This is a genomic window from Neptuniibacter sp. 1_MG-2023, from assembly GCF_030547185.1.
Taxonomy (GTDB): domain Bacteria; phylum Pseudomonadota; class Gammaproteobacteria; order Pseudomonadales; family Balneatricaceae; genus Neptuniibacter.
Genome location: NZ_JAUOQR010000001.1, coordinates 196,700 through 222,554 on the forward strand (window position 1 = coordinate 196,700; position 25,855 = coordinate 222,554).

25 protein-coding genes are annotated in these 25,855 nt (G+C 42.6%); 9 read left to right on the forward strand and 16 right to left on the reverse strand.

Going from position 1 to position 25,855, the window contains the following annotated elements; genetic code table 11:
- The first annotated feature begins 537 nt into the window (after nt 1-537).
- From Q4492_RS00895 to Q4492_RS00910, 4 genes are all read left to right on the forward strand, one after another.
- Complete coding sequence (locus Q4492_RS00895; RefSeq protein WP_303415336.1) at nt 538-1,551, forward strand: amino acid ABC transporter substrate-binding protein; 1,014 nt, start codon at nt 538-540, stop codon at nt 1,549-1,551.
- 77 nt (nt 1,552-1,628) lie between these two features.
- Nucleotides 1,629-2,813 carry an amino acid ABC transporter permease gene (locus Q4492_RS00900; protein WP_303415337.1) on the forward strand — a complete coding sequence of 395 codons (1,185 nt, stop codon included), beginning with the start codon at nt 1,629-1,631 and terminating at the stop codon, nt 2,811-2,813.
- 4 nt (nt 2,814-2,817) lie between these two features.
- Entirely contained in the window at nt 2,818-3,921 is a 1,104-nt protein-coding gene (locus Q4492_RS00905; protein WP_303415338.1) for an amino acid ABC transporter permease, read from the forward strand.
- Nucleotides 3,922-3,933: 12 nt separating this feature from the next.
- Nucleotides 3,934-4,704, forward strand: a complete 771-nt coding sequence (locus Q4492_RS00910; protein WP_303415340.1) for an amino acid ABC transporter ATP-binding protein — start codon at nt 3,934-3,936, stop codon at nt 4,702-4,704.
- A gap of 58 nt (nt 4,705-4,762) precedes the next feature.
- Here Q4492_RS00910 and Q4492_RS00915 read toward each other — a convergent pair whose 3' ends face one another.
- Nucleotides 4,763-5,428, reverse strand: coding sequence for a glutathione S-transferase family protein (locus Q4492_RS00915; protein ID WP_303415342.1), 666 nt, complete (start codon nt 5,426-5,428; stop codon nt 4,763-4,765).
- 144 nt (nt 5,429-5,572) lie between these two features.
- Between Q4492_RS00915 and Q4492_RS00920 the strand changes: the two genes are divergently transcribed.
- A complete protein-coding gene (locus Q4492_RS00920) occupies nt 5,573-6,430 on the forward strand; it encodes a LysR family transcriptional regulator (protein ID WP_303415343.1) in 858 nt (285 codons plus the stop codon).
- A gap of 7 nt (nt 6,431-6,437) precedes the next feature.
- On the opposite strand, the gene Q4492_RS00925 is transcribed toward Q4492_RS00920, so the two are convergent.
- The 4 genes from Q4492_RS00925 to prmB all read right to left on the reverse strand — a co-directional run bounded on the left by Q4492_RS00925 (nt 6,438) and on the right by prmB (nt 10,647).
- Complete coding sequence (locus tag Q4492_RS00925) at nt 6,438-7,178, reverse strand: lytic transglycosylase domain-containing protein (protein WP_303415345.1); 741 nt, start codon at nt 7,176-7,178, stop codon at nt 6,438-6,440.
- 30 nt (nt 7,179-7,208) lie between these two features.
- On the reverse strand, nt 7,209-8,390 hold the full coding sequence (locus tag Q4492_RS00930) for a threonine/serine exporter ThrE family protein (RefSeq protein ID WP_303415347.1): 1,182 nt from the start codon (nt 8,388-8,390) through the stop codon (nt 7,209-7,211).
- A gap of 175 nt (nt 8,391-8,565) precedes the next feature.
- Nucleotides 8,566-9,657 (reverse strand): chorismate synthase, encoded by a 1,092-nt coding sequence (aroC, locus tag Q4492_RS00935; RefSeq protein WP_303415348.1) that lies wholly within the window; start codon nt 9,655-9,657, stop codon nt 8,566-8,568.
- A gap of 63 nt (nt 9,658-9,720) precedes the next feature.
- Complete coding sequence (gene prmB, locus Q4492_RS00940) at nt 9,721-10,647, reverse strand: 50S ribosomal protein L3 N(5)-glutamine methyltransferase (RefSeq protein ID WP_303415350.1); 927 nt, start codon at nt 10,645-10,647, stop codon at nt 9,721-9,723.
- 65 nt (nt 10,648-10,712) lie between these two features.
- On the opposite strand from prmB, the gene Q4492_RS00945 reads away from it, so the two are divergent.
- Nucleotides 10,713-11,267, forward strand: coding sequence for a Smr/MutS family protein (locus Q4492_RS00945; RefSeq protein WP_303415352.1), 555 nt, complete (start codon nt 10,713-10,715; stop codon nt 11,265-11,267).
- 26 nt (nt 11,268-11,293) lie between these two features.
- Here the strand turns inward: Q4492_RS00945 and Q4492_RS00950 are convergent, their stop codons facing one another.
- Genes Q4492_RS00950 through Q4492_RS00960 form a run of 3 tightly spaced genes read right to left on the reverse strand, consistent with a single transcriptional unit; the run spans nt 11,294 to nt 13,931 of the window.
- Nucleotides 11,294-12,178: a patatin-like phospholipase family protein gene (locus tag Q4492_RS00950; RefSeq protein WP_303415353.1), complete on the reverse strand. Its 885-nt coding sequence runs from the start codon at nt 12,176-12,178 to the stop codon at nt 11,294-11,296.
- Between the two features lie 25 nt (nt 12,179-12,203).
- Nucleotides 12,204-13,019 carry a DUF4892 domain-containing protein gene (locus tag Q4492_RS00955; protein ID WP_303415354.1) on the reverse strand — a complete coding sequence of 272 codons (816 nt, stop codon included), beginning with the start codon at nt 13,017-13,019 and terminating at the stop codon, nt 12,204-12,206.
- A gap of 57 nt (nt 13,020-13,076) precedes the next feature.
- Nucleotides 13,077-13,931 carry an alpha/beta hydrolase gene (locus Q4492_RS00960; protein WP_303415355.1) on the reverse strand — a complete coding sequence of 285 codons (855 nt, stop codon included), beginning with the start codon at nt 13,929-13,931 and terminating at the stop codon, nt 13,077-13,079.
- A 102-nt stretch (nt 13,932-14,033) separates the two neighbouring features.
- On the opposite strand from Q4492_RS00960, the gene Q4492_RS00965 reads away from it, so the two are divergent.
- A complete protein-coding gene (locus Q4492_RS00965) occupies nt 14,034-15,842 on the forward strand; it encodes a Wzy polymerase domain-containing protein (protein ID WP_303415356.1) in 1,809 nt (602 codons plus the stop codon).
- Here the strand turns inward: Q4492_RS00965 and sixA are convergent.
- From sixA to dinG, 5 genes are read right to left on the reverse strand one after another with little or no spacing between them, the layout of a single operon-like run.
- Nucleotides 15,790-16,245 carry a phosphohistidine phosphatase SixA gene (gene sixA, locus Q4492_RS00970; RefSeq protein ID WP_303415358.1) on the reverse strand — a complete coding sequence of 152 codons (456 nt, stop codon included), beginning with the start codon at nt 16,243-16,245 and terminating at the stop codon, nt 15,790-15,792. The genes Q4492_RS00965 and sixA overlap by 53 nt on opposite strands.
- Nucleotides 16,242-17,270 carry an NAD(P)H-dependent glycerol-3-phosphate dehydrogenase gene (locus Q4492_RS00975; protein ID WP_303415360.1) on the reverse strand — a complete coding sequence of 343 codons (1,029 nt, stop codon included), beginning with the start codon at nt 17,268-17,270 and terminating at the stop codon, nt 16,242-16,244. The genes sixA and Q4492_RS00975 overlap by 4 nt, the downstream gene beginning before the upstream one ends.
- A gap of 19 nt (nt 17,271-17,289) precedes the next feature.
- Nucleotides 17,290-17,511 carry a hypothetical protein gene (locus Q4492_RS00980; RefSeq protein WP_067863927.1) on the reverse strand — a complete coding sequence of 74 codons (222 nt, stop codon included), beginning with the start codon at nt 17,509-17,511 and terminating at the stop codon, nt 17,290-17,292.
- Complete coding sequence (rhlB, locus tag Q4492_RS00985; RefSeq protein WP_303415364.1) at nt 17,474-18,919, reverse strand: ATP-dependent RNA helicase RhlB; 1,446 nt, start codon at nt 18,917-18,919, stop codon at nt 17,474-17,476. Before rhlB ends, Q4492_RS00980 begins: the two co-directional genes overlap by 38 nt.
- Before the next feature lie 11 nt (nt 18,920-18,930).
- Entirely contained in the window at nt 18,931-21,051 is a 2,121-nt protein-coding gene (dinG, locus tag Q4492_RS00990) for an ATP-dependent DNA helicase DinG (protein WP_303415365.1), read from the reverse strand.
- A gap of 153 nt (nt 21,052-21,204) precedes the next feature.
- On the opposite strand from dinG, the gene lexA reads away from it, so the two are divergent.
- Nucleotides 21,205-21,810, forward strand: a complete 606-nt coding sequence (gene lexA, locus Q4492_RS00995) for a transcriptional repressor LexA (protein WP_303415720.1) — start codon at nt 21,205-21,207, stop codon at nt 21,808-21,810.
- A gap of 2 nt (nt 21,811-21,812) precedes the next feature.
- Complete coding sequence (locus tag Q4492_RS01000) at nt 21,813-22,283, forward strand: cell division inhibitor SulA (protein ID WP_303415366.1); 471 nt, start codon at nt 21,813-21,815, stop codon at nt 22,281-22,283.
- 35 nt (nt 22,284-22,318) lie between these two features.
- On the opposite strand, the gene Q4492_RS01005 is transcribed toward Q4492_RS01000, so the two are convergent.
- From Q4492_RS01005 to topA, 3 genes are read right to left on the reverse strand one after another with little or no spacing between them, the layout of a single operon-like run.
- Complete coding sequence (locus Q4492_RS01005; protein ID WP_303415729.1) at nt 22,319-22,579, reverse strand: hypothetical protein; 261 nt, start codon at nt 22,577-22,579, stop codon at nt 22,319-22,321.
- 5 nt (nt 22,580-22,584) lie between these two features.
- The gene (locus tag Q4492_RS01010; protein WP_067863915.1) at nt 22,585-23,109 is read right to left on the reverse strand and encodes a DUF6586 family protein; all 525 of its coding nucleotides are present in this window, start codon (nt 23,107-23,109) and stop codon (nt 22,585-22,587) included.
- Between the two features lie 12 nt (nt 23,110-23,121).
- On the reverse strand, nt 23,122-25,758 hold the full coding sequence (gene topA / locus Q4492_RS01015; RefSeq protein ID WP_303415369.1) for a type I DNA topoisomerase: 2,637 nt from the start codon (nt 25,756-25,758) through the stop codon (nt 23,122-23,124).
- Between the last annotated feature and the right edge of the window lie 97 nt (nt 25,759-25,855).

The window sequence follows — 25,855 nt, forward strand, 5'->3', positions numbered from 1 at the left end:
TTATTCTCTTATTATCTCCCTTTTTTATATTTATAAAAAAGCAGAGCGTTTTAGAACATCTTCATTAAAAAGCACTTAATCTTGTGGAATAAACCACATACGAATAAGTCACTCTTTTATCAAGATCAAAGCAAATCCTAAGAAATTTCTTAGCCCTTTTTATCTAAACAGGTAAGGCTAATCGACAAAAGAATATGCCTTAGCATTCAACAGCAAAAAAACAAACACCGAGTAACAATAGTATTCACAAAGAATGACATTTACGGTCAAGAAAGCGTTTAGTTTTGCACCATAAAATTTACAGCGTCCTATTTTAGTGCACCCGCCTTCATATTAGACAAACCACAACAAAGCCACAGCCCCTATAAATAAAGGGATTCGAGACAATCTAAACCAAAGTATAATTTAAATCACAGGCTGGTATATATTCTGCTAGTGTATCTAGTAAGCAGTTTTTATTAATCACTGGAATAAAATAAGAACAATAAAAACAACAAAAAACGGCATCATCGCCATCAAAATTGACGGAGAAACATAATGAAACAACTTACCTCAGTAATCGCTACAGGCTTAGCACTCAGTTTATCTTTGGGCGCACAAGCTGGAACATTAGAAGACGTTCAAAAACGCGGCAACGTTTCTTGTGGCGTGAGCACAGGTTTAGCTGGTTTTTCTCAGAAGGATGAAAACGGCGTATGGAGTGGATTGGATGTAGACGTATGTCGTGCAGTTGCAGCCGCCGTACTCGGCGATGCAAGCAAAGTTCAATACAAACCATTAACAGCGAAAGAGCGTTTTACTGCTTTACAGTCTGGTGAAATTGATATTTTATCCCGTAACACTACATGGACCCACACTCGCGACACATCACTAGGTTTAAATTTCGCGGGGGTTAACTACTATGATGGACAAGGTTTTATGGTTTCTAAGGCTTTAGGCGTTAAAAGTGCGCTAGAGCTTGACGGGGCGGCAGTCTGCATTCAAGCAGGAACAACAACAGAGTTAAACTTAGCCGATTATTTCCGTGCAAATGGTCTTACTTATAACGCTATTACATTTGACACATCCGACCAAACTCGTGCGGGTTTTGAGAGTGGTCGCTGTGATGTACTAACGTCTGATCAATCTCAACTTTATGCGCTACGCATTGGCTTATCTGATCCTTCTGCAGCTATCGTACTTCCAGAAGTTATCTCTAAAGAACCACTAGGCCCTGTTGTAAGCCAAGGTGATGATGCTTGGTTTAATGTTGTACGTTGGTCCTTAATGGCGATGGTAGAGGCTGAATTCTTAGGTATTGACAGCGCATCTGCTGACAAAGCGAAAGCAGAAGGTAACCCATCACAGAAACGCTTGATGGGTTCTGAAGGCGATTCAGGCGCTAAAATGGGCATCCCTGCCGAGTGGGGTTACAACATTGTTAAGCAGGTTGGTAACTACGCAGAGAGCTTTGAACGCAATGTGGGCGCAGGTTCACCACTTAAGATTGCTCGCGGCCTAAATGCTCAGTGGAATAAAGGCGGTATTATGTATTCGTCTCCAGTACGTTAATAAAACATAAAAAAGAGGGACATATATTGTCCCTCTGCTATGTTTACTACTAACCTTCTGAAGATAAGTGCTTAATTATGTCTGAAAAGCCTCAGGTGAAATCCTCACCCTCCTTCTTCAATAATCCAAGAAACCGCTCACTGATTTATCAGTTCTTATTACTCGCGGGCTTGGTCTATTTTTTCTACGGCATTATCACAAATACACTGGCGAACATGGAATCCAGGGGTATTAAGAGCGGTTATGACTTTTTATTTACAACCGCAGGTTTTGACATATTAATGTCACTGATTCCCTATGATGCCACTTACTCTTATGGTCGGACATTTGTTGTAGGCCTATTAAATACTATTTTGGTCTCTACTATAGGTATAGTACTCGCGACCATTGTAGGTTTCTTGATGGGTGTAGCCCATTTTTCCAAAAACTGGTTGATCAGAAAACTAGCCGTTGTTTACATTGAAACATTTCGTAACATTCCTTTACTGTTGCAAATATTTTTCTGGTATTTCGCTGTGCTGGCAACATTACCCAGTGCGCGCCAAAGCCTTAGCATCGGAGAGGCTATATTTCTCAATGTGCGTGGTTTATACCTACCCGGCTTGATTGCCGAATCCGGTGCAGGGTTTGTCTATACCGCCATCGGCCTAGCATTTATGGCGATCATTTTTTTAACCCGTTGGGCTAGAAAACGTCAAAATGATACAGGGCAGCAGTTTCCGGTATTTTTAACTAGTTTAGGTATTTTATTCGGCTTACCACTGATTGCCTTATTACTATCAGGCTTACCCTTTACTTGGGATTTCCCTGAACTTAAAGGGTTTAATTTCCGTGGCGGCATTACGGTTATCCCAGAATTAATGGCTCTCGCCTTAGCCTTAACTGTTTATACTGGTGCATTTATTGCTGAAGCAGTACGTGCAGGTGTTCAGGCGGTTCCTCATGGGCAAACAGAGGCGGCTCGTAGCCTTGGATTAAAAGAGAGCCGAATAATGAAACTAATTATTGTGCCTCAAGCGATGCGCGTTATTGTTCCTTTGCTAAACAGTGAATATCAAAGTTTAGTTAAAAACTCGACGCTAGCTACAGCCATCGGCTATCCAGATCTTTTTACCGTATTTGTAGGGACAACGTTAAACCAAACAGGTCAAGCGATTGAAATCGTGTTTATGACCATGGCGGTTTACTTTGTGATCAATATGACTATCTCGTTTGTGATGAATAGATTCAACGCAAGCGTAGAGTTGGCGGAACGGAATTGATGCTATGAAAGAGTTTACACCATTACCCGATAAACCCGCTCCAAATGATGTCGTAGGTATAATTCCTTGGTTAAGGGAAAATCTTTTTCCAACGCCGTTAAACTCACTCGTTACTCTGGCAATAATCGCTTTTTTTGCAACCCTGATACCACCGTTATTTGATTGGCTATTTTTCTCCGCCAACTGGTCTGGTACTACACAGGATGCCTGTACAAACAAAGACGGCGCATGTTGGGTATTTGTCATTGCTTGGTCTAAACAGTTTTTCTACGGCAGCTACCCTGTCGAAGAGATATGGAGAATTAACACCTGCTTACTCGCTCTAATAGCGATCATTATCGCTTCCTTTAAACTTCATAAAGACTTACGTAACAAAATAGCTATCCCCTTATTTTTATTATTGCCATTTTTATCCATCATACTGTTAGATGGATCTCTCATCGGCCTAGAATATGTTGCAACCGATTACTGGGGCGGCTTCACCCTCAATGTAATGCTCGCCGCTGCAAGCATTATCGTTGCGTTTCCTTTGAGCTTTCTTTGGGCTTTAGGGCGACGATCTGATATGCCATTCATTCGCAGTGTGAGTGTAATATTGATTGAGTTCTTCCGCGGCGTACCTGTATTAGCCCTATTTTTTATGGGCTCTGTCATGCTACCGCTGTTCTTTCCTGAAGGAACTAATGTTGATAAATTGCTCCGTGTTTGGATCGTACTGACACTCTTTATGTCAGGCTACATGGCAGAAGTATTTCGAGGAGGTTTCCAGGCCGTACCTAACGGCCAGTACGAAGCGGCCGACTCTTTAGGGCTTGGCTTTTGGCAGAAAACACTCCTTATCATTCTGCCGCAAGTTATCAAAATCTCTATGCCAAATATTTTGGCAACTTTCGTTATGCTATTTAAAAACACAACCTTCCTATTGATTATTGGCATCTTTGAGATGCTAAGTACCACTCAAACAGCACTCACTAACTCAAACTGGCTGGGTGGGCATTCAACAGAAGGTTATCTATTTGTGGCGGTTGTTTTTTGGATCTGCTGTTTCAGTATGTCCATGATCAGCTCATCCATCGAACGCAAGCTAGACACTAGCCATAGAAATTAAGAGGTTATCTTTGTGAGCATAAAACACGAACAAAGTATTGAAAACAATGACGACATTATCATCATCAAAGACCTCAATAAGTGGTATGGCGATTTTCATGTATTGAAAGATATCAACCTTCGCGTCAAAAAAGGCGAACGTATTGTTATCTGTGGCCCTTCAGGTTCAGGTAAGTCCACCATAACACGCTGTATTAACCGCCTAGAAGAGTTTCAGCGCGGTTCACTAACAGTGAACGGTGTTGAGATGATAGAAGATGTAAAAAACATCGAAGCGATCCGTCGTGAAGTAGGTATGGTATTCCAGCACTTTAATCTTTTTCCGCACCTGACTATTCTTGAGAATCTAACTTTAGGTCCGATCTGGGTTCAGAAGAAGCCCAAGAAAGAAGCTGAAGCGATCGCCATGAAATACCTTGAGCGAGTTAAAATTCCTGATCAAGCACAGAAATTTCCAGGTCAACTATCTGGGGGACAACAACAACGTGTTGCCATTGCTCGTTCACTTTGTATGAATCCAGAAATCATGCTTTTTGATGAACCAACCTCAGCACTTGATCCGGAAATGATTAAGGAGGTACTCGATGTAATGGTCGAACTCGCCGACGAAGGAATGACTATGCTATGCGTAACTCACGAGATGGGGTTCGCAAAAAAAGTAGCCGACCGTGTCATTTTCATGGATGCAGGTGAAATTGTTGAGCAAAATACACCGGAAGAGATCTTTAACAACCCTCAAACGGATAGATTACAGTTATTCTTAAGCCAAATACTTGATCATTAATTTTCAATGAGATAGCTAAAAAGCCGTAACTTGATATAAGTTACGGCTTTTTAGCTACTTAATTAAGTGTTCCAAGCTCTTCACCAGCCTCATCTTCCTGTACTACATCCGTTTCTTTAAGCGCATCCATTAACCACAACGCCATAGCAGGATGTGCAAGCAAATGTTCTTGATAAGCAGCAGACTCAGTAGAAAGTTGTATCCCATATGTTTTAAACCTTAAGGCTATAGGTGCGAAAAACACATCCACAATACCAAACTCATCAAATAGCCATGCATTACTGCCTGCATAATTCGATAAACACTCAGCCCATAGTCGGTCAATGCGTGCAATATCTGTCTTCGCTGCCTCACTCAACAAAACAGATCGGCGCGCTCTACAATTCATCGGCATCTCATTACGTAATGCGGTGAAACCAGAATGCATTTCACTCACCATCGCACGGGCAATAGCTCTAGCTTGAACCTCTTTTGGCCACCCTTTGCCATCAAGATATTGTTCATTAATATATTCACAGATAGCCAATGAATCCCAAACACTTAGCTCCCCATCCACCAGCACAGGAACCTTTTCTACAGGGGTGTAATCTTTTAAAACAGTATAAAAATGGTCGCTAAACAGCGTTAAAGAAATCTCCTCAAATGGGATATCAAACGCTTTTAACATCAACCATCCACGTAAAGACCAAGATGAGTAATTTTTATTACCTATGATCAACTTCATCGCTATCATTTCCCCCTCAGAGACAAATACACCTTATTTATCCATTTTCTCAGCTTGCATTCCCTTTGACTAACCAATAGTTTTGATATCACCTATTCAGATTATTGATAGGTGCCAATCATCCAAAACTCACGGAGACGGCACATGGATATAGATGCTCTACGAAGCTTTATTGCGTTTGTTGACACAGGTAGCTTTACCCGAGCGGCAAAGCAAACCTTTCGGACTCAAAGTGCGATCAGTATGCAGATGAAGAAGCTTGAAGAGGAGTCAGGTCAGGCGCTTTTCATTAAAGAGGGCCGTAATCTTGTTCTAACCGAGCATGGGCAGATTTTAGTAAGCTACGCTCGCCGTATACTCTCTTTGCACGATGAGGTTATAGGCAACTTCTCACGGAGTAACGGCCACCCTCCCTTAGTAATCGGCTGTCCAGATGACTATGCTGAATCGATTTTACCTCAACTAATCACCCTTATCTTAGAAAAGCTCCCTCAGCAAAACATTAAAATATGTTGCCACTGCAGCAGTCAATTACGTTTGAAATTAGATACGGGGGAGATTCATATAGCTATATTGACTGGTGCTCCCGACATTGAAGAAGGGTACTTGCTCAAACATGATAGAGGAGTCTGGGTTCATGGTGGCTATCCCCATCTCATAAACGCCGACCCTCTTGCTCTCATTCTATATGAGGCCGATTGTAAATTTCATAGCGCTGCTATTGACGGTTTAGAGAAACAAGGGATTAACTACCGACTACTCTGCAGTGCATCGAGCGCTACTGCAATAAAAAGCCTTTTACGACAGGGATTAGGTATCAGTGCCGTTGCAACATCAACCGTGTCACAAGGATTATCAATCGAAAGTTCGGCGCAACTACCACCCTTACCGTTTATCAATATAGTGTTAGCTACAGCGCCTATTCCGCACCCTTTGTTTGGTTCAGCTATAGCTGCCGAGGTAAGCCAAACATTTAGAGCTAAACACGCTTGCGATAATTAATACCGACTTAGTCTGCTTTTGCGTAACGCTTCTTGAGTATAGCCACACGCTTCACATAAGCTTGAGTTTCCGCGTAAGGGGGCACACCATTATAGCGCGATACGGCGCCAGGGCCTGCGTTATATGCAGCAGTTGCCAAACGCATATCGCCAGAGAAATTATTTAAGAGCTGAGAAAGGTATTTAGCCCCACCTTCGATATTTTGATCTGCATTAAGACTATCTTTCACACCTAGCTCATTAGCGGTTGCTGGCATTAATTGCATTAACCCTTGAGCCCCAGCCCGGGAAATAGCATTTTTATTAAATGCTGATTCTGCATGGATAACCGCTCTAACTAATGATTCTTCAACACCATATTTCTCTGCCATGATCTTCACTTGCTGTTTATAAGCGGAAAGATTTAACGGTGTTGTATGCCAATTCACGTTTGACGAAAGGCTACAGGCATAACAATCAAAACGAAGTACTTCAAAGTCAGCGTTAACGGGCTTCTGATCTGAAAAAGCAAGAACTCCTTTATTATTTCGGTACTTATAAACGCTGCTCGTCGAACTCTTACTTTGATTGGTGAAATGAATATTCCGTTGTTGGTCCGTTAAGTTTGTATACTCAACCCGCCCATCAGGATGAACAATTTTCCGCACTTCGCCCGCATAAACTGCGCTAAATATACAGCACAACGTAATGACACAATGATGTACTAGGTAGCGTTTAATATTAATCACAACAGCGTCTTTATTACCCATAATTGCAGTTTAGCATTCAACAAAGGATAGTTAGATATCTTTCGGCGGTACAATTAAAGATGAAAATAATAATCCAGTTACTAAAGCGATAGCAACAAAGCTCATACTAAATGCGGTATCGATCCCTTCTAAAACATTTTTCTCAACGAGTAACGACAAACTCTGCAACCCAACACTTCCAGGCACTAAAAGTAAAATACCTGGCATAAGCATAACCCCACGCGTAATCCCAGAAATTCTCTCAAATAAGTTAGCGGCTAAGCCTGTGACTAAGGCTCCCACAAACGCCCCCATAACTTGGCCAAAGAACTCCTTGCCATACCAAGTAGTCGAAAATGCAATTAATCCTCCCAATACAATCCATGGAATATCTTTTGGTCGCCCTTGGAATAAAAAACATAACGATATACCGGCAATAACAATGGAGATCCAAATACTCCAATCAGGTAGGAAAAATTCTCGACTAATCTCTGTAGCAGGAAAAAGCTCAACGCCCACAGCATTACCTATAGCTACACCAAAACCAATCTGTAACAAGATAGTTCCTGAATATACAAGCCTAGAAGTGCCTGACACCATATTTTGTCTCGCTAACTCAGCAACCGCAGTAGTTAAAGGCAACCCAGGCACTAAGGCGATAACCCCTGCAACCGTTGCAATATCTGGTGAGGACAACAAGCCAAAACTCGCCACAAAACTTGCTAATAAAGCAGAAATAATGGCTGAGATAGTCGGGAAAAGGTACTTGAGAGACTCAGTTTGTAAAAGTTTAACCGCAACAAACCCAGTCACAATCCCAACAAAAAGAGCAACGATCATTTCAGAGATCGCCCCCCCTAGTAACTGGGCAACACAACTAGCTAATAGCCCAAATGAAGCCATTTGGCCTTTTACACCAAAACGAGGAGGCGTATTAGAAATAGTTTTTAAACGCCCAGCGCCCTCTTCCACCGATAAAGATTCATCAAGTACAGCACTTACGATCTCCTGCACTTCAATTTGGCGCTCTAAATTCACTTCGCCCTGCTCAACCCGAAAAACATAGGTCTTCGGCTCAGGTTCTTCTGGATGTGAAAAGCTCATAATTAAAGTCGTAGGCTGCGCCAGACACTGCACCCCAAAGCCCAACCGAATACCGACTCGGTTCATTGTGCTTTCGAGTTCATAAGCCGTCATACCATAAGTATGCAATGCTCGCGCTAGACGCAGCATAAAACCCACCGGAAGCGTCCGCGGTGGAAAATGAGGCTGTGTATACAATGAATAGTGATCTAGCAAGTCGAAAGACATTTTCTATACCAAAAAGTGAGGTTGAAGCCCCAAACTAAAAGAAGGATAAACTATCGCTAATTTATCCTTCCTGATCTATAAATTATGCTGACAATCGTTAAGTGATAATCGGCACATCACATTTCACATCAGCATTTTGCCCACGATGACGCAGTAGATGATCCATCAGCACAATCGCCATCATCGCTTCGGCAATGGGAGTTGCACGTATGCCAACACAAGGATCATGACGTCCTGTAGTCACAACCTCAATCTCTTCACCACGGCTATTAATGCTACGGCCTGGCAAGCGAAGGCTGGAAGTCGGTTTTAAGGCAATATGAGCAATAATATCCTGCCCCGTTGATATACCACCTAATACACCACCCGCATGATTTGAGAGAAAACCATCCGGTGTCATCTCATCCCGATGCTCAGTCCCTTTTTGAGCAACACAATCAAAACCATCACCAATTTCAACACCTTTGACTGCATTAATACTCATTAAAGCATGGGCTAGATCCGCGTCCAAACGATCAAATATAGGCTCACCTAAACCAACAGGTGTACCTGTAGCTACCACACTAATTTTTGCCCCCACCGAATTTCCCTCTTTACGAAGGTCATCCATATACTGCTCCATAGTCGCGACTACTTCAGCATCTGGACTGAAAAAAGGATTATTGCGGACTTCATTCCAGTCAAACTTTGCGTGGTCAATTTTTACAGGACCAAGCTGAGATAAATAACCTTTTACCTCCACCCCTTTCGATGCCAAAAACTTCTTAGCAATAGCTCCAGCCGCTACCCGCATAGCTGTTTCACGGGCAGAAGAGCGCCCACCACCACGATAATCACGGAAACCATATTTATGGGTATAAACATAATCCGCATGGGCGGGTCGAAAAGTCTCTTCAATATTAGAGTAGTCTTTAGAACGTTGGTCTGTATTTTTAATCAACAAACCTATAGGTGTACCAGTCGTTTTACCTTCAAATACACCTGATAGTATCTCCACTTCATCCGCCTCTCGACGTTGTGTTGTATGACGAGATGTACCTGGTTTACGACGATCCAGATCAAGCTGAAGATCAGCTTCGGACAATTCAATGCCGGGAGGGCAGCCGTCAACAATACAACCTAATGCCTTACCGTGGCTTTCACCAAAAGTGGTGACCGTAAACAGTTTACCGTAGCTATTTCCTGACATTGTATCGGTCCATTAAGAAACAAAAAAACATATATAAAAAATTAGGCGCGTAATTATAGCAAATTAAATGCTATCTCTATATGCACGTAGCTCTTGAGCAGTAATGGTAAATACGCCATTTCCACCATTCTCAAATTCTAGCCAAATTAAAGGAAGCTCTGGATAAGTTTCCATTAAATGTACTTCACTATTACCGACTTCAACCACAAGAAGACCGTCATCGGTTAAATATTCAGATGCTTCCCGTAAAATTCTAAGCGTAATCTCCAATCCATCTGGGCCTGAGCCTAAAGCGATTTCTGGCTCATGGCTATATTCATCAGGCATAGACGCTAGATCGGCCTCATCAACATAGGGTGGATTACTGACAATCAGATCATACTTTCTACCGTCCAAATCGGAAAACAGATCACTTTCAATGGTATGCACACGATCAATCATCTCATGTTTCTCAATGTTAATATTTGCAACATCGAGTGCCCCCTTAGAAATATCCGCGAGATCAACTTCCGCTTCGGGAAATGCATAAGCGCAAGCTATACCAATACAACCACTCCCAGTACAAAGATCTAAAATGCGATCAACACTCCCCTCTCTTAGCCATGGAGCAAACTCACTTTGAATAAGCTCAGCAATAGGAGAACGAGGAATCAGCACCCTTTCATCAACAAAGAAAGGCAGTTCGCAGAACCAAGATTCATGAGTGATATATGGCAATGGCTTACGCCTTAGCGTACGTAGTTTAATAAAATCTAATACCCGCTCCTTTTCATCTTCCGTTAAACGACCGTCCAAAACAGCAGGATTTATATTCCAAGGTAAATGGACAGCGGCCAAGACCAATTGTGTCGCCTCATCCCAAGCATTATCCGTCCCATGCCCAAAATAAACTCGGTGTTCACCAAATTGACTCATCGCAAAACGAATATAATCTCTAAGGCTATACAGTTCATTTTTCACCGAATTAGAAAACAAGGGTTGATCACTCATACACTCTGGACCGATAATTTGTTTATGAAAGACCGCCATATTAATAAACTTTGCTTGGGAACACCATGAAAGACCCGCATGATAATCCAACTAACGAATTATCCTTTTTTGATGCAATGGAGGGCGTCCAACAACATAAACACGATAAAGCAGACCTCTCAGTAACAAAACCTAAGGATAAACACAGCCTGCTTTATCGTCGCCAAGCAGCAACACTTGAAGAAGAGAAAGTAATTGATGGCCTATCTGATCAAGCTGTTGAATTAGTTGAATCAACTGAGGAGCTACTATTTGCTAACCCTGGTGTGCAGTTCAGCGTTTTAAAACGCCTTAAACAAGGCCACCTACCGTGGGAACAAGGCTTAGATCTTCATGGTTATACCGTTGACCAGGCAAGGGACCAACTCAGCCGTTTCATCTTCGATGCACGTAGAAACAAGTGCCGCTGCGTTATAGTAGTTCATGGTAAAGCGCATTCATCAGCCAGTGAACAACCCATGATAAAGTCTTATGTCAATGAATGGTTAAAACGATTGCCTGGCGTATTGGCCTTCTGTTCAGCTCAAGCAAAAGATGGTGGAACCGGTGCACTCTATGTATTACTTAAACGAGAGAAATAAAATTTCAAAGTAAATTCTGACAGCCATTACAGCGGCTGACCATTCTCAAACGCCTCTAACCTTTCGCGAGCAGCAAGCCTCCCATATTCGATGGTAGGTAGTGCATGATGAAAATCATAAAAACTACATAAGCTTTTAGGTATACGAATAACAAGATCAGGGGGATAACCTGCTATTTTATATTCAGCTAAGCTGGCCTGCATAACCTCTACTGAATTAAGTAGTATATCCATACGCCCACCAATCTTATCTGCTTTAGGAATATACCTCTCCTCAGGTCTATCGTGATCTGGCATATTCCATTCATCGCTTATTCCACTGCGATTCAAATATTGATTGCGTGGCAACGTTAAATGGCTATGACTAGAATCACCTGTATTTAAGTCAATCGCAATAATAAGATCGGCTTGTGCAGCCACGACAGGAATAATTGGTAGAGGGTTAAGAATTCCTCCATCAACAAGTACCCGTCCCTCTTTAATCACAGGCGTAAATAGTCCCGGTACAGCCACTGACGCCCTAATAGCGTCAAGCAGTGAGCCTTTTTGATACCAAACCTCTTTTTGATGGGCAATATCCGCTGCAACGGCGGTAAAATCAATATCTAGCTCTTCGATTAAACAAGGGCCTAAGATTTCAGCGAGTTGCACAAATATTCTATCTCCTCTAATCGCTCCTTTAGACAACGTGAAATCGAGTAACTTAACAACGCCCATCCAATTTAGCGATGAAACCCATGCTTTATATTCCTCTAACCGGCCAGCCGCATACATCCCCCCAACAAGCGCCCCCATAGAGCTGCCTGAAACAGAAACAATCTCATAGCCTCTACGTTCAATCTCTTCAATCGCACCTATATGAGCATAGCCACGCGCACCACCACTACCTAAAACCAGCGAAACCGTTGCCATATATCCACTCTCTTGAAGTAAAGCATTACTCAATAAAAATTAAGACTTCAGTACGCTGCTCTGAAGAAAAACCACCTAAGGAATATAAAGATATACGCTCCGCACCAATGTCTTGCTCTATTAGGCGAGTTTTTAAAGCCATAACCTGATCATTCGCCTTATCCAATTGCTGCCTATAGGTAAGGCCTGAAGAGTTCTGCCCGACAAGCCATAATGTTCGCTCAGGATTCTCTTTTAAATATTTAACTAAGGCTTTAAATTCAGATGCTTTTCCAGTGAATGGTATGCCATCACCTTGCTCAGCTTGGGCTTCCATACCAATAACATTTTCCACCAACACCTCTACTCTTAAGTAAACACGTTTATTACCGCGTTTAACCGCATATAGAGAAAAATACTTATTATTTAAACGATAAGTTGCAAAGGTTTGACTCTCTTCCAAACCATACAAACGAGAATAGCGAAATATAGCGTTAGCCCATTGATTACTACTTCCGCAATCCCGCCCAGTACATTTGAATAAATTCGTAGCACCTAATTTGATCAACTGATCTTCGAGTACTGAAAATGCTTCATCAGGCGTGTTCAACTCAGGTATACGGTATGTAATTTGTGTTAATTGCCCTGTAACCCGACGCTCTTTTTCCGGTGTAACAACGCCCTTTATTTTCTTTAAACTACCCAGTATCAATCGATAGTTTTCATCCTTTTTATCATATTGAACAATGTAAGAGCCTGGAAAACGTTCAAGCTGAAAGTAATCACTTGAATTAGTAAGATCCGCCTCTGCTGCTGCAAAAGTGGAATAAAATAATATAGATAGAAAAACAGAAAACCGCATAATTTTTATCCCGATTCGTTTACCAATACTAAACCTCATCAACCAACAAATAGCCATCTACTTTTTACTCTCCCAGCTATCTATTTTGCTCGCCAATAGCTTTGCTATGGGAGGATCTAAATGTAGATGATGCCCACCTACTAACTCGACAACCTCTGAAGAGGTCAAATCATCTAACCAAGGATCGATAATACTATCACGTGCCCCCTCTTCACCTATTATAACTATAGCGTTAGATTCCACTTTCCGAATAAAAGATTGCACCTGTTCAGGGCTAAAACGTATCAATGAGGGTAGTAGTAATTTAGGATCATTATTCCAAATATAACCTTTGTCCGTATATGTTAACCCTCGCGCCATTAATTTCTCTGCAGCTTCTTTAGACACAGGCCATCGACCGCTAGCGCGCGCTTCAACAGCCGCATCGAAACTCCCATAAGGCTTAAGGGAGCGTAAAAGCATTTTCTCTCTTTTGATTATCGCGTCAGAAAAAATCTGTGGCAGCTCATCCACTTCATAAAACAATGGACCTAAGCCGTCAATGAACATCAGATTATCAACCTTCAAAGGGAAGCTAGCTGCAAACATCATAGCGATACTTGCGCCCATTGAATGTCCAATCAAATCAACTTGATCAAGATTTAGCGCATTTATTATTCCATACAGGTCAGTCACATTATCCCAAATATAATAAGGCATCTCTTTCGGTCGATGATCTGAAAAACCATGCCCAACTAGATCGATAGCAATAAAACGAATCTCTGATATATACTGCCCTAATTGATAAAAACTGGCCGCATTATCTAACCATCCATGCAATGCCAATACCGGTCGCCCATTAGGGTTCCCATATTCCACGACAGCAACTTTATATCCAGCAGCATCGATATAATACTCACGACAATCCGACATTGAAATTCTCACTAATCAGCTGATAAACAAAGCTATTTACATACTATAAACAGAAATTCGGGTAATATCTTGTGCAGAAATAAGCACTGCAAGGAAAGTTTGATGATATTAGGACAGCAACTAGAACATGACCCAAGCTTAAAAAAGCCCCAACGCCTTTTTTTTATATTATTCGGCTGTTTATTCTTAATTGCGCCTTTTTACTATCAACCCAATTTAGGTGGTGAAGGGCTGTTTCTACCTTACAACGGAGCCATTTGGATTGTTGCAAGCTGGATAATTGCTAGTGCTAGCTTTTTGATTTACAAAAACCAAAAAATTGTTTTGCCAAAATATTGGCTGGGTCTAGCACTTTTCCCTATAGGTGCTCTGGCTACCGGTTTTATTGCCGACAAAAACAATCCCACTGAATGGATTGTCAGATTATCCGTTATTATTGGCGGCTATCTGTTTTTTCTTAGCCTTTTTCAATTCCAACTTAAATCTAAACATATAGAGCGCAGTCTTTATATAATTTTGGCTATGGGGTTAATTGCTGCTGCCTATGGGGTTATTCAAACATTAACGGGAGCGACTAACTTAGCCTTTATGATGCCGGTAAGCACCAACCACTCCCCTGTAGGTATATTTCAGCAAGTTAATTTACAAGCTTCATTTATGGCTACATTATTGGTGCTGACTTACTACCTATCATCTCGACCCACTGTCCGCACTTTCAGCTTTTTGATACAAGCAACCTTATTAATCGCTGCACTGGGTGCAAGTTACAATATAGCAACCAGTGGTTCTAGGGTCGGACTGCTCGGTGCGGCCTTAGGCTTACTCTGCCTATTTATCGGTCGCTGGAAACTATTTCGACAGACCAAAATAATTTTTATTGCACTCATCATAGCAACCTTAGCAGGTGGTATTTTAGGCAAAAGCGGACTTGAGAAAACAGCAGATAAAGTAGACAGGGCAATTGGTGGAGTTAGCGCTGATGTCAGATGGCATATATACAGCCTTTCCTTAGATATTTTCGCTCAAGCCCCACTTATTGGTCACGGATTGGGGAGTTTCCAAAAGGTTTTCCAAGAAGAACGCATCGAATATCAACAGCAAACAGACAGTAGTCTTAGATCTTCTCCCCGCTTTAGCCATCCTCATAATGAGTTGATCTTTTGGCTAGTTGAGGGTGGGATTGTATCAATTATTGGCATACTCGCAGCCGCTATTTATACACTAGTTCAACTATTCAAAGCAGGCTGGCAGAGAGGCTGGGGGTATGCTGCTCTCCTTTTTCCTCTAGTATTTCATACTCAAGTGGAACTCCCCTTTTATATCTCTAATACCCATTGGTTTTTATTGCTTTTCCTACTTTTTTTAACCCATCAACATGGTAAAAAATCAGTAAAAACTCAGAAACTATCAATGGCGGCACAAAGAACTATACCGATCAGTTTTGTTGCTATCTCTATTTTCACAACAATTACCCTAATACAGACACAGATAGCAAGCGCAGGCATTGTAAGTTATTTGCAACGTAATCAGAGCCAACCTCAATACCTACGTTCATCTCTAGAATCTGCCTATTTCAGGGAGTATACGACCTACCTATTACTGAGACGTAATATGCTTATTGGTATATCCAATCACAATAAAAAACCAGCACAAGATTATATCGACTGGGCCGAACAATCGGTCAAAGTCACACCTGCTATTGTGACTTACCGAGATTTAGCCATTGCTTACGATATAATTGGGAAGGAACAAGAGAGGGATCAAGTATTAAACAAAGCATTGAGCATGTTTCCTACTCATAGTGGGCTATTAGAGCTACAGCAAAAGCTGCGCATAAAAGACAAAAACGCTCTTAAAACTAAAAACGTCGAATCAAGCTCCCAAGCCCAGCCGCAGGCCAGTCAGCCGTGATCTCTGCAATTTCAGCACAAGCAAATGATCGAGGGTAAGATATTACACCCTCACAGCATAAAGCTTCGACAAAAGAGATTAGCGGCATATGGGTCACAATTATAGGTGTTGACTGGCTATGATGCGCCAACGACTCCAGTGCAACTAAAGGGTCAGAGTCTGGCGTCCAGAGAGCAGACTCTACGAGAGCCGACGATAAGTTCAGGCTATCGGCTATAATCTCCGATGTCTGAATCGTACGAAGGTAAGGACTATGAATAATAAGATCAATCTCAGATAAGTCCTCAGAGTATTGATTCACTCTTCCTCTTACTGATTTAATGCCATTTGTCGTTAGATGTCTTTTAGCATCCGATGAAGCTGAATGCTCCGCTTCACCATGACGCATCAAAAAGAACTTCATACTCCCTCACGTGGAAGAACAAACTCTACATCCGTGCTTTGCTCACTCATCATTAGCATTTTGACGACCTCAGCAATAGGCGCTTTATTGAAAACCACCTCATACAGCCCAACCACTAAAGGCATATAAATCTGCATTTCAGAAGCTTTCTCTTTAACTTGCTTGATAGTGTTTACACCTTCAGCTACCTGTCCTAAAGCCTCTACAGCCTCTTCAAGACTTTTGCCTTCACCTAAAGCATAACCTACGCGGTAATTACGGCTTAATGGAGACATACAAGTCACTATAAGATCGCCGACACCAGCAAGGCCAATAAAGGTCATGGGATTTGCTCCCATAGAAACAGCGAAGCGACTCATTTCGGCTAAACTTCGCGTCATCAACATACTTTTGGTGTTTTCACCCATGCCAAGAGCGGCACTGAGGCCAGCAGCAATTGCATAGATATTTTTTAAGGTTCCCCCTAACTCAACACCATAAGTATCTGAGCTGGCATAGACTCTAAAATATGATGAATGAAGTCTAGCCTGTACTTCACTTCGCAACTCAGCACAATCACTCGCAATAACCGTTGCCGTCAGCTGCTTAGCCGCCACCTCTTTCGCTAAGTTAGGTCCGCTCAGTACGCCTATGCGTGCAGAGGGCATCTCCTCTCGAAGAATCTCACTCATTAAACGGAAGCTATGGGCTTCAATCCCTTTTGTAGTAGACACCAGCATCTGATCCGCCTTTAAAAAAGGGCGAGCTTGCTGAACAACCTGACGAAAGGATTGACTCGGAATAGAGATAAACACTAGATCAACATCTGACAAAACATCTTGTAACGAAGTTGAAGCTAACAGACGGTCGGACAGAGTATAACCAGGAAGGTAGCGAGCGTTCTCATGCTTATGATTTATAGCTTCGGCAAGCACTTCATCTCTTAACCACAAACGAACATCAGAACCGTTTTCCGCTACCATATTTGCGATAACAGTACCAAAGCTACCCCCACCAAGAACGGCCACCTTACGTATCTGAGACATGACTTTTTCCAGTACAAACTTATTTAACAGAATCGTCCAAGCTATCCAGCATTTTATTAATGCCTTTAAATAACAGCAGAACGATGAAATACCCTAAACACGCCAAGCCTAAAAAAAGCATCAACTGTAAAGGATCATCTGTGCGCTGATAACCGGCAACACCTAATGCGGCGATCACCGCACTAAATACTACCGCAACAATATTAGCTAGACGCTTTGTCTTGTGTATGTCCTTCTGCATCGTCACTTCCATTAATTTCACTTTCGCTATCTTTGCTGACAGCTTCAGTTTGTAGATCTAATTCTTGCGGAACCGGCGACTCTTTTTTGGGTGTACGAGGAGCGGTTTGAGGCTCTTGTAAAAGCTCAGGTTCCGGGTGGATACAGTTTAACTTAACCCCTGTTTCCGCCTCAATCTCTGGAATAAGGAAGGAATCATCTTCACAGGCAAAACAGATAGAAGCGCCGGCAGCACCCGCTCGCCCTGTACGCCCAATGCGATGAACATAATCATCAGGATCTTCAGGCAGTTGATAGTTAAAAACATGGGTCACACCATCAATATGAATACCACGCCCAGCCACATCTGTTGCAACCAGTACTTGGATTTTCCCATTACGGAAATCCTCCAAGGTACGCACACGTTTTTGCTGTGGAATTTCACCCGACATCAGCGCCGCTTTAATCCCATCTTTAGATAATTTTTCGGCTAAGCGACGTGTTTCATCTCGACGGTTACCAAAAACAATAACCTTCTCAGCTTGATCTTTATCCATATAATTCCGTAGTAAGCGGTATTTCTGATCCGCCGCCACAAGATATACAGTTTGACTCACATTATCAGTGGTTCTGATCTCTGGAGCGATCTCAATAACTACAGGGTCAAGTGTCCACTGTTCCGCCAGACTCAAGATATCATCGGTAAACGTTGCACTGTAAAGCAATGTCTGACGATCAGTCCCTTTGCGCGGTGTATTACGAACAATAGTACGTACATCAGGGATAAAGCCCATGCTCAGCATACGATCGGCTTCATCAAGAACCAGTATCTCCACATTCCATAGATCTACATCTTTACGGTTTACAAAATCGATCAAACGCCCAGGAGTTGCAACCAGAATATCGACAGGCTTTTTCTTTAGTTTTTGGCGTTGTTTATCGTAATCCATACCTCCGACAAGGCTAACTACATGAAGATCCGTATACTTAGCTAAGTTTTCAGCATCATCAGCGATTTGTAACGCTAACTCACGAGTCGGCGCGACAATTAAAGCCCTTGGCTCACCCTTACGGCGTTTTTCTTCGATTGGGAAATCGATTAAGTCGGTGATAATTCCCAATAGAAAAGCAGCAGTTTTACCTGTACCTGTCTGGGCCTTACCAATTATATCTTTACCATCCAGCGCAGCAGGAATTGTTGCAGCCTGAATCCCTGTACAGTATTCAAAATTAAGATCGGCGATAGCATGAAGAACAGTATCTGGCAGATTAAAATCACAAAAGCGCTGCTTCCCTTCGACCTCAGGGACATTTACTTGATCCGGGCTCCAAGCAGGGTTTTCATTACCCGCCACTTGCTGACGAGCCGATACAGACTTAGATTCAGTCTCATTCTGTTCGTTCATATCCATCGTATTATCTATAGTCAATTCAATATATCCTAAGAAAAATTTCGCCTATACGGCGGTAATGCTGCCAACAACTGCTTACCATAACGACGCGTAATAAAACGCCTATCCAGAAGAGTAATTATACCTTGATCTTTTTCAGTTCTAAGTAACCGGCCAGTCGCCTGAGTAAGACGCATTGAGGCCATAGGTATAACCCACTCAGCAAACGGGTTGCCGCCTTGAGATTCTATCCATTCTGAATATGTGGCATCCACAGGGTCATCAGGCACGCCGAAAGGCAGTTTAGTAATAACCACATGCGTCAAATATTCACCTGGAAGATCTACCCCTTCTGCAAACGAAGCAAGTCCAAAAATAATACTTGGCAGTTCATTATCTATACGTTCACGATGCAGTCGCAAAATCTCATGCTTTGCAAGGTCACCTTGAACCAAAATATTGGCGACCATCTTATCAGGCATCTGCTCAAGAACATACCGCATCTGTCGCCAAGAACTAAATAACACTAAGGTCGATTTTTCGTTTGGCAAAGAAGCCAACAAAATCTCAGCCAATTCGCCATTATGATCATTCGGGTTACTAGGATCAGTACGCATTGCAGGAACCCGTAGCTCAGCAGCCTCATTAAAATCAAACGGACTAGGAAATATAGCGCACGGACTATCTACGGGAATACCTAAATCGGCATACAAACGATCAAACCGCCCTAGTGCTGTTAACGTTGCAGAAGTTACAACAGCACCATAACATTGAGACCAGAGATGCTCCTGAAGTGTCGCAGCAGCAGATACTGGGCTGCTACAACACTCCAGATCTAAACCTTCATTACCATCAACACGCAAGACCCAGCGTGCTGTTGGAAGCCCTCCTTTCTCATCAGGGGACGCATAAGACCGAGCTAAACCAAACATAGCCTGCATTCTTGAAAGAAAAACACCCATCTGCGGGTACCATTTTTCAGCAACGGATCTGTCAATATCAGCCAACTCACCATCCATCGCCTCTTTTAATAGATCGACTATCTGCTCTAATTTTAGTACAACACGTTCGGCTGCCGTAGCAAAGTTATGACAAATAAGTTGCAAAGGCTCAGGAATAACCCCTTGGGCAAACCGATAACGGTCACTTGTCCCCTGAAGTTTATCCATTAATAACTGCTGCAACAGCAATTGCCACTCCTCCAGTGAACGCTCCATATCAGAGAAGGGGTTAGCCATTTTTTCTACATAGCCCTGCAATACTACATGCGCTGATGTGTCATTTAGCAGCTTATTTAATGAACGAGTAACTTTCGCCAACCAGCGCTGACTAGACTTTACACGTAATCTATAGGAAAAATGACCTGTAGTTTTAGTACCAAGATGGTGACCTTCATCAAAAATATAGATCGTATCTTCCGGAGCGGAAAGAATCGCACCACCACCAAGAGAGAGATCCGCTAACACTAAATCATGGTTTGCAACAATCAAATCCCAGCGGTCAAGCTCTTGTCGGGCTTTAAAAAAAGGACAAATTGAAAAATTACTGCACCGCCGATTAGTACACTGCATGTGATCACTGGTGGATAATCGCCAAATAGGATCAGCCACAGTATTTTTTAATCCATCACGATCGCCATCCCACTCTCCAGAGGCATATAAACTCAGCAACTCCTGAACTTGAGCAATATCTGACTGATCAATTTTCTGCGCGACTTCATCTTCATACAACGCGATCTGCCCTAACTCATTTTGCTGTTCTAGTACTTTTTCAGCATTAGAAATACAAAAATAACGACCCCGACCTTTTGCTAAACCGTAAGTAAGACTAACACCCGCCTCCGTCACTAATTGAGGCAGATCTTTCATAATTAACTGTTCTTGCAAGGCTACGGTGGCTGTAGACACAACAACCTTTTTCTTTCGCTGCTGGGCAATGGGAACCGCAGCAAGAAGATAGGCCAAAGTTTTACCCGTGCCCGTTCCTGCCTCAGTCACACTGATATGAGCCCCCCCATTACGCTCCCCCTCACTATTCTGAGAAATAGAGGCCAGCGTACGCGCAATCTCAGCAATCATCATTTTTTGGCCATAACGAGATTGCAAGCCACGGTTACTTAAAAACGTACTATAGGCCTGCTGTATCGACTGTTTAAGTTGCTTATCTAACAAAAGAAGTACCGAGCTCAGGATTGAATGTCTAAGGACAATTCTAACAGCTCACTAGGGATAAAAACAAAAAACACTGTATAAAAAAACATAAGTTTCTTTACAAACACAAAATACTGTATAAAAATACACGTACTGTATAAACAAACAGACAATATTATGAAACTAACTAAACGACAAACTGAAGTTCTAGAATGCATTAAGCGCCATATCGGCGAAACGGGTTATCCACCTACCCGTGCTGATATTGCCAAAGATTTAGGCTTTCGATCCGCTAATGCGGCGGAAGAACATATGAAAGCCTTAGCTAAAAAAGGGGCGATTGAAATTATCCCTGGAACCTCAAGAGGCATCAGAGTTCCTGAACTCGAAGCAGACTTAGGTATTCCTATTATAGGCCAAGTGGCGGCGGGTTCTCCCATATTAGCCGAAGAACATGTAGAAGATCACTGCACAATTTCTTCAAACTTTTTCCAACCCAAAGCAGATTATCTGCTTCGAGTAAAAGGTGAAAGTATGAGAAACATTGGAATTATGGATGGCGACCTACTCGCTGTACACCAATGTAATACAGCAAAAGATGGCGAAATTGTCGTTGCAAGAATTGAAGATGAAGTCACGGTTAAGCGTTTTAAGAAAGAGGGAAATATCGTCTATCTTATCGCTGAAAATGAAGAATTTGAACCGATTGTCATTGACTTGAAAGAGCAAGATATCGCGATTGAAGGCTTAAGCGTTGGTGTAATTCGCAGAGGTAACTAAAAATGATGGCACTTCCAGTAAGTACTAAGGCTCCACTTGTTCTTCTAAAAAACAAAGTATCAGCTAAAGTTACATCCCTTCCGGTAACCCCTTCTACAAAATCGGAGTTAGCTGGCAGTGTTACAGAGATTGTAGTGCAAAATAACAACTTCTCTAACATCCCTATGCTCATGCCTCTACTGGCACAACTGAGTCAAGATGATAGATGGTTTGTCTGGATCGCTCCCCCTGTACTTTTACCTAAACAGCTTCTAGCTGACGCGGGCATAGATCTAAACAAAGTAATTCTGTTAAACCCAGATAACAAGCACAGCACCTTCGCTTTAGCTAAACAGGCTTTAAGCACAGGCACAAGCCACTCCGTCATTTCATGGCCTGGTTACCTGTCAGAAAGGGAGCTAAATGAGCTAGAAAATGCGGCAAAGCAAGGGCAAAGCCACGGAATAGTTATACGTCGCAGGCAGCATAGCTAAGGCCCTGATAGATAAGAGGGCTTTTGCAATCCAGTTTAATGAATAATAGGTTCTGGCTCTGACTCAGGCTCGGCATTATTATCCAAGTCAAAACCTGATTCGGCAACCATCTGAATACCTGCGGTTAACATGACCCGCGCTACGTCAAGATAGTGCCCATTTAACTTATCTTTCAACTCAGATGAGAAATTGACCTTAATCATTGGCTCTGCATCACTATCTGCATTCCGTATGGCTAATTCACCATTTTCAAGCTCTATTATTTCCAATACCATTTCCGACGCTATACCTGACACTTACTTTACCACTCCTGCATTCCTTCTCTCAGAGAATCAACTAACTGAGACAAAGCATTAAACCAACCTTCATACTCGACTATAATCGCCTTATCTTCCGCATGATCAGGATTAACCTGCAACACATGGATCTCTGACAGGCTTTTAGTATCGCTAGTAGCCCCTTTCTTATCCGCACCATGCCAACACGCTTCATAAGCACCTATCATCTTATGTAGCCAAGCTGTCGAATCATTCTCTAACACACTTAATTGTTTTAGCTCTGGGCTTTCAACACCCGTAACTTCAAGCTCAGCAGCTAAAGAGCGGTAACCCTCTAAGGTTTCAGTATCCACTTTATAAACTTCTGCAATTTCACGTAAAAACGCGTCATAGGCTGACATCAAGTGAAAAAGAACAGATTCATTAAATGACTCAATGAGTGCATGTTTATTCCAGCTGGTATCATCTTGAGCTTGCTTTAGTAGCTCAAGATGAATACGTGTGAAACTTAATTTCTGATTAGTCCGTGCTAAATAAATACCGCTCATGGAGTACCCTAACTATTTTTTCGCCTTTTTGCGGGCTTCTTCAACGACCCACTTCCCATCCTGATAGAATGCCCGCCAACCGGTCGCTTTACCATTGACCTCGGTCATGACGTATTGCTCCTTAGTCTTTCGACTATATCGAACAACCGTTAAATTTCCATCAGCATCTTTTTTAGGCGCACTAAACAAAAATTCATATTTAGGATCTATTTCACTTTGGTGCGGCAACAACTCAACAATTTTTGGCGCTCTTGTTTCCCTGTTTCGTGGAAACTGACTGGCAGCAAGAAATAAGCCTGATGCACCATCACGAAGAATATATGTATCCTCAACCTTTTCACAGGCCAATTCTGGCATAGGAACAGGATCCATTTTTGGCGGTGCAGCTTCACCACTTCTTAGCAACTTGCGGGTATTCTTACACTCTGTACAGCCAAAATATTTACCGAACCGACCTGTTTTTAACTGCATTTCAGCCGAGCATTTATCACACTCTAATACAGGCCCGTCATAACCTTTAATTCTATATTCCCCAGCCTCAACCTCAAAGCCAGAACAATCGGGATTATTACCACACACATGAAGCTTACGTTTCTCATCTATTAGATAAGAATCCATCGCCGAACCGCATATACCGCAACGGTGCTTTTTACGTAAAATACGTGATTCTTCTTCCTCATCACCATCAACACTAACGACCTCATCACCAGGGGTTAAGTTAATAGTACATTTACAACGCTCTTTCGGAGGCAAGCTATATCCAGAACACCCGAGAAAAACACCGGTACTCGCCGTACGAATCATCATATGACGACCGCAATCAGGACAGCTAATATCTGTCTCTGTCGGCGTATTAGGTCTCATCCCATGTTCATCACTTTGTGCTTCTTCTAATTTTGCAGAGAAGTCCGCATAAAACTGATCAAGCAATGCTTTCCAATCTGCACTCCCTTCAGCAACGTCATCTAAGCTTTCTTCCATTCGAGCGGTAAAGCTATAATCCATCAGGTCGGCGAAGTTTTCACCTAAACGCTCAACAACAATATCGCCCATTTTCTGCGCATAAAAACGTCGATTCTGCACTTGAACATAACCACGATCTTGGATCGTAGAGATGATCGTCGCATAGGTTGATGGACGACCAATACCTTGTTTTTCTAGCTCTTTTACCAAGCTCGCTTCAGTAAATCGAGGTGCAGGCTTAGTGAAGTGCTGCTTCGGTGTTAACTCAACTAGTGAAAGCGTTTCGCCCGCATTAACATCAGGTAAGAGTATATCCTCTTCCCCTTTGCCTTTTGCTGGCATCACTCGTGTATAACCATCAAATTGTAAGATACGGCCTTTAGTCACCAATTCAAATTCTGCAGCGGCAACCGTTACCCGCGTACTCAAAAACTTAGCAGGTGTCATTTGGCATGCGAGAAACTGTCGGCGAATAAGCTCATACAAGCGCTCAGCATCGCGATCCATGCCTTTAAGGGCTGTGGCCTCAACAGTAACATCTGAGGGGCGAATCGCCTCATGAGCCTCTTGTGCTCCCTCTTTGCTGCTGTAACTCAATGGATTCTCCGGCAGATACTTACTACCGAAATTATCACCTATATATTCCCTACAAGCCGCGACAGCCTCTGCACTTAAATTGGTAGAATCAGTACGCATGTAGGTGATGTAGCCCGCCTCATATAAACGCTGAGCCATCATCATGGTTTTCTTCACCCCAAAGCTAAGGCGAGTACTGGCAGCCTGCTGAAGCGTAGAGGTAATAAAGGGTGCAGAAGGTTTACTCGTTGTAGGTCGATCTTTGCGGCTAATGACCTCTAAGGAGGCTGACTGTAAACGCTCTAAATGTGCTTTTGTCTCAGCTTCAGAGCCAGGCCTAAAGGTATCACCGTTAACGCGGTTCACCTGTAATTTAAGCGGTGCTTTGCCCTCAGTTAGAACATCGGCCTGCACTTCCCAAAACTCTTCAGGAATAAACGCTCTAATCTCTTTCTCACGTTCAACAACAAGTTTGACCGCAACCGACTGAACACGACCTGCAGACAAACCACGTGCAACTTTCTCCCATAACAAAGGGGACACCATGTAACCAACAACACGGTCAAGAAAGCGGCGCGCTTGCTGGGCATTGACGCGATCCATATCTAATAGGGATGGCTCTTCAAATGCTTCAGTAATTGCTTTTTTGGTAATCTCGTTAAACACCACGCGACGATAACGACTTTCATCGCCACCAATCGCTTCGCGTAGGTGCCATGCAATCGCCTCTCCCTCACGGTCCAAATCGGTCGCGAGATAGATTTCATCGGCATTTTTTGCCAGCCGTTTTAATTCGTCTACGACCTTTTCTTTGCCCGGCAAAATTTCGTAGTGAGGCTCCCACCCTTTTTCAGGGTCAATCCCCATGCGCCCGATCAGTTGTTCACGCGCTTTCTTCTTTTTATGCTCAACTTTTGCTTCAGGCGACATTTTACGTGTTAGCGCCGCCAAACGAGCCCTTTCTTTTGGATCGGTCTTTTTAGTGCTACCGCTCGTTGGCAGATCGCGTATATGGCCTACACTGGATTTCACAACAAACTGGTTGCCCAAGTATTTGTTGATAGTCTTCGCTTTAGCAGGTGACTCGACGATAACAAGAGACTTTCCCATAGAGTCCTTCTTTCCTCAGGGCTATATAATTAAGAAGCTATAGTTTAAAAACAGAAAAGGGTTAGAAAGCAAAATTCAACCATGATTTTGTCTTTTA